At 72.8% G+C, this 14,092-nt stretch carries 11 protein-coding genes and 1 pseudogene; 3 read left to right on the forward strand and 9 right to left on the reverse strand.

The window, feature by feature from the left end:
- Nucleotides 1–502: 502 nt before the first annotated feature.
- The gene (locus tag QQY24_RS09205; RefSeq protein WP_301972175.1) at nt 503–1,888 is read right to left on the reverse strand and encodes a hypothetical protein; all 1,386 of its coding nucleotides are present in this window, start codon (nt 1,886–1,888) and stop codon (nt 503–505) included.
- A 61-nt stretch (nt 1,889–1,949) separates the two neighbouring features.
- Entirely contained in the window at nt 1,950–2,102 is a 153-nt protein-coding gene (locus QQY24_RS09210) for a hypothetical protein (protein ID WP_301976422.1), read from the reverse strand.
- Nucleotides 2,103–2,571: 469 nt separating this feature from the next.
- Here QQY24_RS09210 and QQY24_RS09215 point away from each other — a divergent pair, with 469 nt between their 5' ends.
- Nucleotides 2,572–4,440: a ricin-type beta-trefoil lectin domain protein gene (locus QQY24_RS09215; RefSeq protein WP_301972176.1), complete on the forward strand. Its 1,869-nt coding sequence runs from the start codon at nt 2,572–2,574 to the stop codon at nt 4,438–4,440.
- Between the two features lie 271 nt (nt 4,441–4,711).
- On the forward strand, nt 4,712–5,314 hold the full coding sequence (locus tag QQY24_RS09220) for a GPP34 family phosphoprotein (RefSeq protein ID WP_301972177.1): 603 nt from the start codon (nt 4,712–4,714) through the stop codon (nt 5,312–5,314).
- A 172-nt stretch (nt 5,315–5,486) separates the two neighbouring features.
- Here QQY24_RS09220 and cimA read toward each other — a convergent pair whose 3' ends face one another.
- Together cimA and QQY24_RS09230 are read right to left on the reverse strand one after the other, a co-directional pair.
- On the reverse strand, nt 5,487–7,097 hold the full coding sequence (gene cimA, locus QQY24_RS09225; protein ID WP_301972178.1) for a citramalate synthase: 1,611 nt from the start codon (nt 7,095–7,097) through the stop codon (nt 5,487–5,489).
- A 343-nt stretch (nt 7,098–7,440) separates the two neighbouring features.
- Nucleotides 7,441–8,010 carry an agmatine deiminase family protein gene (locus QQY24_RS09230; protein WP_301972179.1) on the reverse strand — a complete coding sequence of 190 codons (570 nt, stop codon included), beginning with the start codon at nt 8,008–8,010 and terminating at the stop codon, nt 7,441–7,443.
- A gap of 62 nt (nt 8,011–8,072) precedes the next feature.
- Here QQY24_RS09230 and QQY24_RS09235 point away from each other — a divergent pair.
- Nucleotides 8,073–8,288: pseudogene (locus QQY24_RS09235) on the forward strand (integrase core domain-containing protein); the annotation flags it as partial.
- On the opposite strand, the gene QQY24_RS09240 reads toward QQY24_RS09235, so the two are convergent.
- The 5 genes from QQY24_RS09240 to QQY24_RS09260 all read right to left on the reverse strand — a co-directional run bounded on the left by QQY24_RS09240 (nt 8,285) and on the right by QQY24_RS09260 (nt 13,991).
- Nucleotides 8,285–9,376 carry a branched-chain amino acid aminotransferase gene (locus QQY24_RS09240; protein ID WP_301972180.1) on the reverse strand — a complete coding sequence of 364 codons (1,092 nt, stop codon included), beginning with the start codon at nt 9,374–9,376 and terminating at the stop codon, nt 8,285–8,287. The pseudogene QQY24_RS09235 and the gene QQY24_RS09240 overlap by 4 nt on opposite strands.
- A gap of 315 nt (nt 9,377–9,691) precedes the next feature.
- The gene (locus QQY24_RS09245) at nt 9,692–10,735 is read right to left on the reverse strand and encodes a 3-isopropylmalate dehydrogenase (RefSeq protein ID WP_301972181.1); all 1,044 of its coding nucleotides are present in this window, start codon (nt 10,733–10,735) and stop codon (nt 9,692–9,694) included.
- A 170-nt stretch (nt 10,736–10,905) separates the two neighbouring features.
- Complete coding sequence (locus QQY24_RS09250; protein WP_015493350.1) at nt 10,906–11,037, reverse strand: hypothetical protein; 132 nt, start codon at nt 11,035–11,037, stop codon at nt 10,906–10,908.
- 357 nt (nt 11,038–11,394) lie between these two features.
- Nucleotides 11,395–13,026, reverse strand: a complete 1,632-nt coding sequence (gene pruA / locus QQY24_RS09255; RefSeq protein WP_301972182.1) for an L-glutamate gamma-semialdehyde dehydrogenase — start codon at nt 13,024–13,026, stop codon at nt 11,395–11,397.
- 38 nt (nt 13,027–13,064) lie between these two features.
- Entirely contained in the window at nt 13,065–13,991 is a 927-nt protein-coding gene (locus QQY24_RS09260; RefSeq protein ID WP_301972184.1) for a proline dehydrogenase family protein, read from the reverse strand.
- Nucleotides 13,992–14,092: the final 101 nt, after the last annotated feature.

Raw genomic sequence — 14,092 nt, forward strand, 5'->3', positions numbered from 1 at the left:
GTGCAGGTGGTGCACGCCGATGGTGCCCGAGTTCTACGCGCGTCCGCTAGAGGGCGCACGGGATCACTGCGAGCGCGGGCCGCGGTACCGTGCGCTTGATGCCGGCACCGGCAACGCCGACCGCGGCGGCCACCTGGGGACCGCGGACCTCTTGGGGCCGGGGAGTTCCCGGCGATGACCTCCCGCTCCAGCGGGGCCGGGCCCCGGGCGGCGACGGCCGCCGCGTCACCGGCGCCCTGACCGTCCCCGGCGTCACCGGGCCGCTCACCGTCGGCCCGGAGTTCAGCGGCTCCGCCGGGGACCCGTTCGGCAGCGGGCGCGCCGGTTTCGGGGGCGGGGCGGAGATCCTGCGTTCCGAGCGGGGGCCGACGTGGAACGCCGCGCCGCGGACCGGTGGCGTCCCCGACAGGACTGGGCCGGCCTCCGGCGCCCCGGCGACCAGGGACGCGTGGGCCCCGGGCGGTTCGCCGGCCCGCCCCCGGCGCGGCCGTGGGCCGCCCGCTCAGAAGCCTCCGCCGAAGTCCCCTCCGCCGCCTCCGCCGCCTCCGCCGCCGTCGAAGCCGCCCCCGCCGCCGTCACCGAAGCCGCCGCCGAAGTCACCGGGGTCGAAGTCGGCGCCGGAGGTGTCTCCGCCGTCGTAACCGCCGCTTCCGGGGTCCCCGTACCCGAAGTCGCCGTACCCGCCGCCGTAGTCGACCGCGTAGGCGGGTGCGGCCATCATGCTGCCGAGCGCGGTGCCGACGAGCAGGCCGGGCAGGACGCCGCCGCCGAAGTAGCCGCCGGCCCAGGGACCGTAGGCCGGCCCCGCGTCCCAGTAGGGGCGGCGGCCGTAGTCGGTCTCCACCTCGCGGACCGCCGGGTCGCGGCCGTCGGCCAGCCGGGTGGCGTCCGCCGCGCAGACCGGGACCTCGCGGGGTGCGCCGCCGGGCGGAGTCCAGGCGGCGTCGGTGACCGAGGGGCCGTGGCGCGGGTCGAAGAAGCACGGCGGACGGCGCTCCGGCAGCGGGCGGCCCTCCCGGCGGGCGACCAGTTGCGCGAGGGAGAAGCGGCCGTCCTCCAGGGCCTCGGTGACCATGCGGACGTCCTCCGGCCTGCGGGCCCCGGCCATGTACTGCTTGGCCTTGTCGTAGGCGTCCAGGGCCCGTTCGTAGTCCCCGCGCATGGCGTCGTCGGCGCCCGCCTCGGCCGGGTGGAAGTCCAGCCGGTCCAGCTCCTCGCCGAAGGCCGTGATGTCCTCGTCCACGACGACCCGCAGCCGGTCCAGCGCCACCCGCTGCTCCCCGTCGCGGCGCCGCCGGTTGCGGCGGACCAGCGTGTAGGCGCCCGCACCACCGGCCACCAGCACCGCGCCGGCCGTGATCAGCGCCGTGCCGGACACCCCGCCGCCGGAGCCGGCGGAGTCCCAGCCGGCAGGGGCGTGACCGCCCATGTTGGCGAGGGCGCGGTCGGTGAAGTCGGTGAGCTGGGCCCTGGCGTCCTCGCCCTGGACGCTGGACACCAGGTTCTGCCGGGCCGCCGCCGGCAGGACCGAGGAGTCGGCGCGGGCGTCGAAGCGGTCCCCCAGGCGGATGCCGTACAGGCCGGTGACGCCGGTGGCCGTGCGCAGTTCGGCGAAGAGCCGCTGCGCGGGGTAGTCGGCGGGCAGCACCGCGATGAACAGCGGTCTGTCCGCGCGTTCGATGCGTGCGGCGAGTGCGTCGGCGTCGGCCTCGGACAGCTGCTCCGAGGCTGCCGGGTCGACGTAGACCGGACTCTCGCGCAGGGCCCGGGCGATCGTCGAGACGCTGGTGTCCGCGCTCGCGCCGGGCGCGAGCACGGACATGACCACCAGCGTCAGGGCGGCCAGCAGCAGGGCCGGGAGGCTTCGGGTCCGCAGGACGGCCTTCATTCTTCGAAACTACCCGAAGCCCCCCAATTCAGTCATGTGTGCGAGGGGGAAAACAGCGGTCTCACGCGGCCCGGTAGGCCTCCGGCGGTTTCCGCACCGCCTGCGCGTACGCGCCGGTCAGCAGCGGGTGGCCCGCGTCGGCGAAGGGATTCGCCACCGCCTGCGTGATGTCCTGTCCGGCCTTGCGCTGGACGATCAGCCGTGCCTCGGCCACCAGCCGGCGCCCGGTGCGGTCCGCGCCCGTCCGCTCGGCCGCCGCCCCAGGTGAAGATGCCCTCGGCCGGCCGGGAGGCGAAGGGGACCTCGCCCTCGAAGCGGTCGACGGGGAGGGGTGCGGGGTCACCGGCGCCGACGGCGCTGCCCGCCGCGGACACGGGCAGCGGTGCGGTCAGCACGGCGGTGGAGGCGAGCAGGGCGGTTCGTCGCACGGCCCTTCCCCCGGCTCAGGGCGCGCACAGGTGGCTCATGGTTCACTCATGACTTAGATCACGACGTGAGTTAACAAGCGGCCCGCAGAGCCGTCAAGACTTCACGTCAGAAGTGGTGCGGGACCGACGGCGGCCCGGATCAGGGGCGTTGTGCGTTCGGATGCTGAATGCGCGACCCCTTGACGCGGGTGCGCGACCGTCATTTACTCACGGCTCGCATGCCCCCATCCCCCACCGACAGAAGGGCGGCGCACCATGAGAAGACCCCAGCGCGCGACTCGGCTCCTGCTGGCGGGCCTGCTGGCCTCCGCCGGGCTGACCACCCTCGGCGTCCCCCACGCGCAAGCGGCCGGGGAGCAGGTCACGGCCTGGCTCACCACCACCGACGACTCCGGCGGGCGGCACGTCGTGCGCGGACTGCAGGCGCAGACGCCGTTCGCCTTCCAGTCCGGCACCGGTGGCGGCGGCGAGAACATCACCGTGGACGAGAACACCCGCTACCAGACGTTCACCGGCGGCGGCGCGTCCTTCACGGACACCGCGGCCTGGCTGATGAACAGCAGCGGCGCGCTGTCGCAGGCGACGCGGGACGCGACCATGCGCAAGCTGTTCTCGCCGACGGATGGCATCGGCCTGTCGTTCCTGCGCAACCCGATGGGGGCCTCCGACCTCGCGCGGTACGGGTACACGTACGACGACGTGCCGGCCGGGCAGACCGACCCGAACCTGGCCAAGTTCTCCATCGCGCACGACCTCGCCGACGTCGTCCCGCTGACCAGGCAGGCCCTGCAGCTCAACCCGTCCCTGACGGTGATGGCCTCGCCGTGGACGGCGCCGGCCTGGATGAAGGACAGCGGCTCGCTCAACGGCGGCTGGCTGAAGGCGGAGGACTACGGCGCCTACGCCTCCTACTTCGTGAAGTACCTCCAGGCGTACAAGGACCAGGGCGTCAACGTCTCGTACGTCACCGCGCAGAACGAGCCGACGTGCTGCTCGGGCTATCCGTCGATGAGCTGGAACGCGAGCGGGCTGGCCTACTTCACCAAGAGCGAGCTGCTGCCCAAGCTCCAGGCGGCGGGCCTGTCCACGAAGGTCCTCGCGCACGACTGGAACTGGGACGTCTACGACTCCTACGCGGCCCAGACCGTGGACGACGCGGCGGTGCGCAACCACCCCAACTTCGGCGGGATCGCCTGGCACGGCTACGGCGGTGACATCGCCAAGCAGACGACCGTGCACAACCAGTACCCGACGCTGGACGCGTTCGGCACCGAGCACTCCGGCGGCACCTGGATCGCCAACCAGCAGCGCGAGGACATGTCCGACATCATCGACTACACGCGCAACTGGGCGAAGTCGGTGACCAAGTGGTCGCTCGCGGTGGACCAGAACATGGGCCCGCACAACGGCGGCTGCGGCACCTGCACCGGGCTGGTCACCGTGCACAACGGGGACGGCGCGAGCGGGAGCGTCGACTACACCGTCGAGTACTACGACATGGGCCACCTGACCAAGTTCGTCCGGCCGGGCGCGCAGCGCATCGCGTCCACGGCGTCGGCCGCCGTGCCGAACGTGGCCTGGCGCAACCCGGACGGCAGCAAGGCGCTGATCGCGTACAACGACTCCTCCTCGGCGAAGAGCGTCACCATCAACTGGGGTTCCCAGCACGCGACCTACTCGCTGCCCGGGAAGACCTCGGCCACCTTCACCTGGTCCGGTGCCCAGGCGAGCGGCGGCGGCCAGAGCGGCTCGTTCGTCGGCCTCGCCGGCAAGTGCCTGGACGTGGCGAGCGGGTCGACCGCGAACGGCACGGCGGTGCAGCTCTACGACTGCAACGGCAGCACCGCCCAGAAGTGGACCGTGGCGGCCGACGGCTCGATCCAGGCGCTCGGCAAGTGCCTGGACGTGGTGTCGGCCTCGACGGCGGACGGCGCGAAGGTCCAGCTGTACGACTGCAACGGAACCGGTGCGCAGCGGTGGTCGTACAACGCCTCCACGGGCGATGTGGTGAACACGGCCGCCAACAAGTGCCTCGACGTGACGGACAACTCCTCCGTCAACGGGGCGAGGGCCCAGATCTGGACCTGCACGGGGGCCGCCAACCAGAAGTGGAAGCTGCAGTAGGGCGGAGTCCGGCAGGCGCGGTGCCGCGGCGGCGGGCTCCCGCCGAGCGGCGGTCGCCGGGCGGCTGGGGGACGATGGGGGGACCGGCGGTCGCGCCGGTCTCCTCCACCGAGGGAGCGGCGGGCATGCGCGGGTTCCCGGCCGGGGCCTCCGTCCCGGTGCCGGAGGGCACCGGGACGGAGGAGGCCGCCCGGCGGCGGGCCGCCGGGGCCGTCCGCTCCCGGCCGTCCGCCCCGCCACGTCCCCGAGTCCGTCCGTCCCGGAGCGCCGTATGACCACACCGCAGGATGTGTTCCTCGTCGGCCTGGACGTCCCCGGCGACCGCCCCGTCGAACAGGGCGACCTGTCGCTGGCGCTCGCGGGGGCCGAGCTGATCGACCTCCTCGGCGTCCGGGCCCTCACGCTGGAGGGTGAGCGCATCGTGCCCGGGCCGCTGCCCACCACGGGCAACCGGCTCCTGGACGAGGCGGGCGCGGCGCTCGTCCGCGGGGAGCCGTACGAGACGGTCGAGGACTGGCTCTGGCGGCGGGGACAGGGGCTGGCCGCGGCCTACCGGGACGTCCTGGAGTCCGAGGGGCAGCTCACCGGCAGACCCCGGCGCTGGCCGTCCCTGCGGCGCGCGGGCGGCGCCCCGGCCGACACCCCCGCCCGGCGGCGCGCGGCCGACCGCTGGTGGGCCCGTGAACCCGTCCTGGCCGGACTCGCCGCCGCCCTGGGCATCCGGGACGGACGGCCGGCCGCGCAGGAACCCGACGACGAGGCGGTCGTCACCGTGCTGGTGGCGGTCGGCGACGCGGTGACCGAGCTGGAGGCCGTGCGCGAGCGGCGGCGCATCGAGAACGCGGCCTTCGACAACATCTGGCGGGCGCCCTGACCCCCGCAACATCTGGCGGCCGCCCTGACCTCCGCTGCCGGACCGGTTCGCCGACGACCCGGGAGCCGCCCCCGCCGCCGCGGAGGCCGGCGCGTCCGGCGGCAGGCCGCGGGCCGGGTTTCGGGGCGGAGGAGCGCCGGCCCCGGTCCCGGCCCCCGGCGGGCGGCCGCGACTACTCCGCCGGCTCCACGCCCGCCCGCAGCAGGCCGTAGGTGTAGGCGTCCTCCAGGGCCTGCCAGGAGGCGGCGATGACGTTCTCCGCCACGCCGACCGTGGACCACTCCCCCGCGCCGTCGGAGGTGGAGATCAGCACGCGGGTGGTGGAGGACGTGCCGTGCACGCCCTCCAGGATGCGGACCTTGTAGTCCACCAGTTCCAGCCTGGCGAGCTGCGGGTAGATCTTCTCCAGGGCCACGCGCAGCGCCCGGTCCAGGGCGTTGACCGGGCCGTTGCCCTCGGCGGTGGCCACGATCCGCTCGCTCTTGGCCCACAGCTTGACCGTGGCCTCGTTGGCGTGGGTGCCGTCGGGGCGGTCCTCGACGATGGCCCGCCAGGACTCCACCCGGAAGTACGTCGGGGGCCTGCCCTCGACCTCGCTCCGCAGGAGGAGCTCGAAGCTCGCGTCGGCGGCCTCGTAGGTGTAGCCCCTCAGTTCCCGTTCCTTCACGCGCTCGACCACGCGGCCGACCAGTTCGCGGTCGCCGCCGAGGTCGATGCCGAGTTCCTTGCCCTTCAGCTCCACCGAGGCGCGGCCGGCCATGTCGGAGACCAGCATGCGCATGGTGTTGCCGACCAGCTCGGGGTCGATGTGCTGGTACAGGTCCGGGTCGACCTTGATGGCCGAGGCGTGCAGGCCGGCCTTGTGGGCGAAGGCGGAGACACCGACGTAGGGCTGGTGGGTGGAGGGGGTCAGGTTGACGACCTCGGCGATGGCGTGCGAGATGCGGGTCGTCTCGCGCAGCCTGCCCTCGGGCAGGACCTTCTTGCCGTACTTCAGCTCCAGGGCGGCGACCACCGGGAAGAGGTTGGCGTTGCCGACGCGCTCGCCGTAGCCGTTCGCCGTGCACTGGACGTGGGTGGCGCCGGCGTCGACGGCGGCCAGCGTGTTGGCGACCGCGCAGCCCGTGTCGTCCTGGGCGTGGATGCCCAGCCGGGCGCCGGTGTCGGCGAGGACCGTGGAGACGACCGCGTGGACCTGCGCCGGGAGCATGCCACCGTTGGTGTCGCAGAGGATGACGACGTCGGCGCCGGCCTCGGCCGCGGTGCGGACGACCGCCTTGGCGTACTCGGGGTTGGCGCGGTAGCCGTCGAAGAAGTGCTCGCAGTCGACGAACACCCGGCGACCCTGGGCGCGCAGGTGGGACACGGTGTCGCGGACCATCTCCAGGTTCTCGTCCAGCGTGGTGCGCAGCGCGAGTTCCACGTGCCGGTCGTGCGCCTTGGCGACCAGCGTGATCACCGGGGCACCGGCCTCCAGCAGCGCCTTGACCTGCGGATCCTCGGCCGCCTTGCCACCGGCCCGGCGGGTGGCGCCGAAGGCGACCAGCTGGGCGTGCCGGAAGTCGATCTCCTGCCGCGCGCGGGCGAAGAACTCGGTGTCCCGCGGGTTGGCACCGGGCCAGCCGCCCTCGATGAAGCCCACGCCGAAGTCGTCCAGGTGCCGTGCGATGGCGAGCTTGTCCGCGACGGTGAGGTTGATGCCCTCGCGCTGCGCGCCGTCGCGCAGCGTGGTGTCGAAGACGTGGAACGAGTCGTCGGGCTCGCTGGTTGCCGTCTCGGTCATGGTCTCAAGGCTCCTGTTGTGGATCTTCGGTCTTACCGGAATGACCGGCTCCACCGTCCCCCCAATACTCCCCCGCGCTCGGTTCCCGGCTGCGGGTGGGCCGGAAAACGAAAAAACCCCTCGCGGGTGCGAGAGGTCTGCGCGCGGGTCGGGGACGACGGTGGCCACCCGCACCTGGTCGTACGAGGTGGTCACTGCGGACCGGCGCGCCTGCTGCCCATAATCATGGCGAACGAGAGCACGCGGGCAGTCTGGCACAACCCGGCTCCCGGATCACCGCCCGTCTCAGGATGCGGTCGCCGGTGTGGACGCGCCGTGGCGCACGGCACGGGTGGGAGCGGCATCAGACGGCCGGGACGGCCGGTGCGAGGAGCGCGTCGGCGAGGAACTCCCGCACGTGCGCCATGACCCGCTCGTAGTGGTCGATGTAGGAGGAGGCGGCCCAGTGGCCGTCGGCCTCCAGGACGGTCGGGGCGGGGACCTCGACCACCTCCAGGCTGCGTCCGCGCGCGTGGGTCGCCGCCCTCAGGATGCCGATGGCCTCCTCGGTGACCTCGTGGGCGGGGTGGGCCGGGTCCGGCTGGCGGTGGGCGACGACCACGCCGGGGCGGGCGAAGGCGGCGACGATGTCGACGTGGCCGAGGGTGCCGTAGCCGCCGGTGGTCCCCCGTGCCCCCCGGGCGGCGGGGAGGGGTGGTCGCCGGTCAGGCCGCGCGGCGGCCAGACGGCCCTGCGGGTGCCGAGGTGGGCGTGGATCTCCGCCTCGACCCGCGCGCGACCAGTGCGGGTTGCGCTCGGGGCCCGGCTGGACCGTCTCGGTCAGCAGCACGGTGCCCTCGCCGTCGACGTGGATCGCGCCGCCCTCGTTGACGAGGGGGCCGCGGTAGCTCTTCGCGCCCGCGAGGTCCGCCACGTGCGCGGCCAGCCCGGCGTCGTGCTCCCAGCGGGCCCAGTCCTGGGCGCCCAGCCGTTGAACGTCCAGACCGGCCGCAGACCAGCGGCAAGGTCGAACGCTTCAGCCGCGCCCTGCTCGACGAATGGGCCCGCGCCCGCCCCTACCGCTCAGAAGCCGAACGGCGCGAGACGTTCCCCGACCGGCTGCACACCTGCACTCACCGCCGCGGACACACCGCGCTGAAAGGCCAACCACCCGCCAGCCGCGTCCCCGACCTCACAGGGCGGTACACCTAGGCCAGCAGGTGCATCCAGCCGTGCCGGTCCTCGGTGATGCCGCGCTGGACGTCCAGGAGGGCCCGGCGCAGGCGGAGCGTGACCTCGCCGGGCTCGGCGCCCGACTGCTTCCACTCGGCGCCGGAGCTGCGCTTCACCGTGCCGACCGGGGTGATCACGGCCGCGGTGCCGCAGGCGAAGACCTCGGTGAGGGTGCCGTTCTCGGCGTCGCGCTGCCACTGCTCGACGGAGACGCGGGCCTCCTCGGAGGCGTAACCGAGGTCACGGGCGACGGCCAGCAGGGAGTCGCGGGTGACGCCCTCCAGGATGGAGCCGGTCAGGGTGGGCGTGACGATCCGGTCGCCGTAGACGAAGTACAGGTTCATGCCGCCGAGTTCCTCGACCCACCGGTGCTCGACCGCGTCGAGGTAGCAGACCTGGTCGCAGCCCTGGGCGGCGGCCTCGGCCTGGGCGAGCAGCGAGGCGGCGTAGTTGCCGCCGGTCTTGGCGTCGCCCATGCCGCCGGGGACGGCGCGGACGCGGTCCTCGGACACCCAGATCGACACCGGCTTCACGCCGCCGGGGAAGTAGGCGCCGGCCGGCGAGGCGATGACGACGAACAGGTACTCGTTGGCGGGCTTGACGCCGAGACCGACCTCGGTCGCGATCATGAAGGGACGCAGGTAGAGGGACTCCTCGCCACCGTGCGCGGGCACCCAGTCCTTGTCCTGCCGGACCAGGGCGTCACAGGCCTCGACGAAGGTCTCGACGGGCAGCTCCGGCATGGCCAGGCGCCGGGCGGAGCGCTGGAAGCGCTTGGCGTTCTGGTCCGGGCGGAAGGTGGCGACCGAGCCGTCGGGCCGGCGGTAGGCCTTCAGTCCCTCGAAGATCTCCTGGGCGTAGTGCAGGACGTTGGTGGCCGGGTCGAGCGGGATCGGCGCGTACGGGACGAGCCGGCCGTCGTGCCAGCCGCGGCCCTCGGTCCACCTGATCGTCACCATGTGGTCGGTGAAGTGGCGGCCGAATCCGGGATCGGCCAGGATCGCCTCGCGCTCTGCGGCGGCCAGCGGGTGGGCGGAGGGCTTGAGCTCGATCGTGGGCGTCGTCATGAGCGAGGATCCTTCTCTTCCGGGCGGAGGTCGGGGCGGCTTCGGGCTCGGCCCGCGGTCCGGGGAGGACCCCCGGAGGACGCGGCACCGGTGATGGCGGGCCGCGCCCGTGCCCGCACCCCCAGTCGTCGGTACTGGGACGTCCGGGTTCTCCCTCATACCGCGGCTCCGCGCTCGATTATCGCGCGGGGGCGGCGGGGGACGGAATCGGGGTGGAGCGGCGCGGGGCCGGTGGTGGGACCCGGCGGAAACACGCGGAAGCCGCCGGGTGGTCGCTGTGACCCGGCGGCTTCCGAGCGGTGCTGCCCGGCCGGGTCAGCCGGCTACTCGGGCGGCGAGCGCGTCGCCGATCTGCGCGGTGCTGCGCGCGGGCAGGGACGCGCGCTCGGCGAGGTCGGCGACGACCGCCCCGTCGATGCGGTCCGCCTCGGCCTCGTGGCCGAGGTGGCGCAGCAGCAGGGCGACCGACAGGACGGTGGCGGTGGGGTCGGCCTTGCCCTGTCCGGCGATGTCCGGCGCCGAGCCGTGGACCGGCTCGAACATGGACGGGAACTCGCGGCTGGGGTTGATGTTGCCGGAGGCGGCCACGCCGATGCCGCCGGCGACGGCCGCGGCGAGGTCGGTGATGATGTCGCCGAAGAGGTTGTCGGTGACGATCACGTCGAACCGCTCGGGCTGGGTCACCAGGAAGATGGTGGCCGCGTCGACGTGCAGGTAGTCGGTGGTGACCTCGGGGAACTCCCGGGCCACCCGGTGGAAGGTGTCCGTCCACAGGTGCCCGGCGAAGGTCAGCACGTTGTTCTTGTGGACCAGCGTGAGCTTCTTGCGCGGACGGGCCTGGGCGCGGGCGAAGGCGTCACGCACGACGCGCTCGACACCGTAGGCCGTGTTGACGGACACCTCGGTGGCGACCTCGTGCTCGGTGCCCCGGCGGATGGTGCCGCCGTTGCCGGCGTACGGACCCTCGGTGCCCTCGCGGACGACGACGAAGTCGATGTGCGGGTCGCCGGCGAGCGGGGTCGAGAAGCCGGGGAGCAGCTTGCTCGGGCGCAGGTTCACGTAGTGGTCGAAGGCGAAGCGGAGCTTGAGCAGGAAGCCGCGCTCCAGAACGCCGGACGGAACCGAGGGGTCGCCGATCGCGCCGAGCAGGATGGCGTCGTGCCGCTTGAGGGCGTCGAGGTCGGCGTCGGTGAGGGTCTCACCGGTGGCGTGGTAGCGCTTGGCGCCGAAGTCGTACTCCTCGGTCTCCAGCTTCACGTCCTGCGGCAGGACGGCGGAGAGGACCTTGAGACCCTCGGCCACGACTTCCTGGCCGATGCCGTCACCGGGGATCACTGCGAGATCGATGCTGCGAGACATGTCGGCACCCTACTCCTCGTCCCAGTTGATGACACGCGCCGTCCGTCATGCGGACGGCGCAGGTACCCGGACCGGTGGCGGACACGGAGCCCGCCCGAAGGCGCGGCGCGGCGGACGGGCCGCGCCGCACCTGTCGCGGGTGCGGCTCCCGGCTCGGTGGGCGCGCCGGCTCAGTGGCCGGTCTCACCGCCGTTGTCGCGGCGGTCGAGGGCGCGCTGGAGGGCGGCGGCGGCGTTCTTGCGGTCGGACTCGCTCGTGCGGGACACGTGGCGGACCCGGCGGCGGACGGTCGTCTCGGCCATGGGACATCGACTCCTTCGGAAAGCCGCGGAGAACCGGAGTACGGCAAGAGGGGTACGAGACGCCAAAGGGGCGGGAGAGCGGTGCCGCAGGGATTGCCTGCACGGGGCCCGGCTCACTGACCGCCATTCGCTGGATCGAGCGATGCGTTCGGCTCCTACAAAACTAGGGGAGCCGGACGCATCTGTCTGCACAATTACTCGGACTTCCTACTATCTGAGACGGCGAACCCGCCCGCCCCGCGGTGACCTGGGACGATGCGGGACGCCGACGACGACCGGCCGACCCGGACACGGCGACGGGCCGGGAAGCCCGCCCGGTGGCGGGGCTTCCCGGCCCGTGCCGGCCGGGGCCGGCGGTCAGCCCATGTGCGGGTAGGTGTAGTCGGTCGGCGGGACCAGGGTCTCCTTGATCGCACGGGTCAGCGTCCAGCGCAGCAGGTTCTGCGGGGCGCCGGCCTTGTCGTTGGTGCCGGAGGCGCGGCCGCCGCCGAAGGGCTGCTGGCCGACGACGGCGCCGGTCGACTTGTCGTTGATGTAGAAGTTGCCCGCGGCGTACCGGAGCTTCTCCATCGTGCGGGCCGCGGCGGCGCGGTCGTTGGCGATGACCGAGCCCGTCAGGGCGTAGTCCGACACCGACTCCATCTGGGTCAGCATCTCGTCGTACTTCTCGTCCTCGTAGACGTGCACGGCGAGGATCGGGCCGAAGTACTCGGTGGTGAACACCTCGTTCTCCGGGTCGGTGCACTCGATGACGGTCGGGCGCACGAAGTAGCCGACCGAGTCGTCGCAGTCGCCGCCCGCGACGATCGTGCAGGCGGGGTCCTGCCGGGCGCGGTCGATGGCCGCCTTGTTCTTGGCGAAGGCGCGCTCGTCGATGACGGCGCCGATGAAGTTCGAGAAGTCGGTGACGTCGCCCATCGCGATGCCGTCGACCTCGGCGGCGAACTCCTCCTTGAAGCCGGAGTTCCAGATCGACGCCGGGATGTACGCCCGGGAGGTCGCCGAGCACTTCTGGCCCTGGTACTCGAAGGCACCGCGGGTCAGGGCGGTCTTCAGGATCGCGCGGTCGGCCGAGGGGTGGGCCACCACGAAGTCCTTGCCGCCCGTCTCGCCGACCAGGCGCGGGTAGGAGCGGTACTTCTCGATGTTGTTGCCGACCGTCTTCCACAGGTACTGGAAGGTCTTGGTCGAGCCGGTGAAGTGGATGCCGGCCAGGTCGCGGTGCGCCAGCGCGACCTCGGAGACCTCGATGCCGTCGCCGGTGACGAGGTTGATGACGCCCTTGGGCAGGCCCGCCTCCTCCAGCAGCCGCATCAGCAGGACGGCCGCGTGGGTCTGGGTCGGGGACGGCTTCCAGACCACCACGTTGCCCATGAGGGCCGGGGCGGTGGGCAGGTTGGCCGCGATCGCGCTGAAGTTGAACGGCGTGATCGCGTAGACGAACCCCTCCAGCGGGCGGTGGTCCAGCCGGTTCCACACGCCCGGGGAGTTCGCCGGGGGCTGCTCGGCGAGGATCTGGCGGGCGTAGTGGACGTTGAAGCGCCAGAAGTCGACCAGCTCGCAGGGGGTGTCGATCTCGGCCTGCTGGGCGGTCTTGGACTGGCCGAGCATCGTGGAGGCGGCGATGGTCTCGCGCCACGGGCCGGACAGCAGCTCGGCGGCGCGCAGGATGATCGCCGCGCGGTCGTCGAAGGCCATCGCGCGCCAGGCCGGCGCGGCGGCCAGCGCCGCGTCGATGGCGTCCTGCGCGTCCTGCCGGGTGGCGTGGCGCAGGGTGCCGAGCACGGCCCCGTGGTTGTGCGGCTGGACCACCTGGAAGGGCTCGCCGCCGCCCATCCGCTTCTCCCCGCCGATGGTCATGGGCAGGTCGACCGGGTTCTCGGCCAGCTCCTTGAGCCTGGCCTCCAGCCGGGCGCGCTCGGGCGAGCCGGGGGCGTAGCCGTGCACCGGCTCGTTGACCGGGGTGGGGACCTGGGTCACAGCGTCCATGAGATCCGTAACTCCTTGCTGGGGGCGGGTGGGTGGGCTCAGCCCTTGCTGACCATGGAGCGGAGGAAGAACCGCAGGTTGGCGGGCTTCTCCGCGAGGCGGCGCATGAAGTAGCCGTACCAGTCGGTGCCGTAGGCGGTGTAGACCCGCATGCGGTGGCCCTCGGCGGCGAGCCGCAGGTGCTCGTCGCCCCGGATGCCGTAGAGCATCTGGAACTCGTACTCGGCCGGCTTGCGCCCGGCCCGGTGGGCCAGTTCCTGGGCGATGGAGATCAGACGCGGGTCGTGGGACCCGACCATCGGGTACCCCTCTCCCTCCATCAGTGTCTTCAGGATGCGCACGTAGGCCTTGTCGATCTCGCGCTTGTCCTGGTACGCGACCTCGGCGGGCTCCTTGTAGGCGCCCTTGACCAGACGGACCCGGCTGCCGGCGGCGGCGAGGCGGCGGGCGTCCTCCCCGGTGCGGAAGAGGTAGGCCTGGATGACGCAGCCGGTCTGCGGGAAGTCCTTGCGCAGCTCCTCGTGGATGGCGAACATCGAGTCGAGGGTGGTGTGGTCCTCGGCGTCCAGGGTGACCGTCGTGCCGATGGCCGCGGCGGCCTCGACCACCGGGCGGACGTTGGCGAGGGCCAGCTCGTGGCCGCCCTCCAGCGCCTGGCCGAACATGGACAGCTTGACCGACACCTCGACCTTCTCGCCCAGCCGGAGCCGCTCCAGGTGGGCGATCAGCTCCAGGTAGGCGTCCCGGGCGGCCCCGGCCTGTCCGGGGGTGGTGATGTCCTCGCCGACGACGTCCATCGTCAGCTCCAGGCCGCGGGCCGTCAGGTCCTCGATGACCGGCACGATGTCGGCCACGGTCTCACCGGGGATGAAGCGGTCGACGACCTGCTTGGTCACCGGGGCCGCCGAGATCAGGCGTCGCATCCGGTCGCTGCGCGACGCGGCGAGAATCACGGGACCCAGCACGGGGCACCTCCACAGACAGGGCCGAAAGGCCGCCACCCGGCTTTCGGGTACGGCACGGAGAACCACCGTGAAACCTAGGGATCTCTTCGATCGTGGGCCAT

The organism is Streptomyces sp. TG1A-8 (assembly GCF_030499535.1).
Classification (GTDB): Bacteria; Actinomycetota; Actinomycetes; order Streptomycetales; family Streptomycetaceae; genus Streptomyces.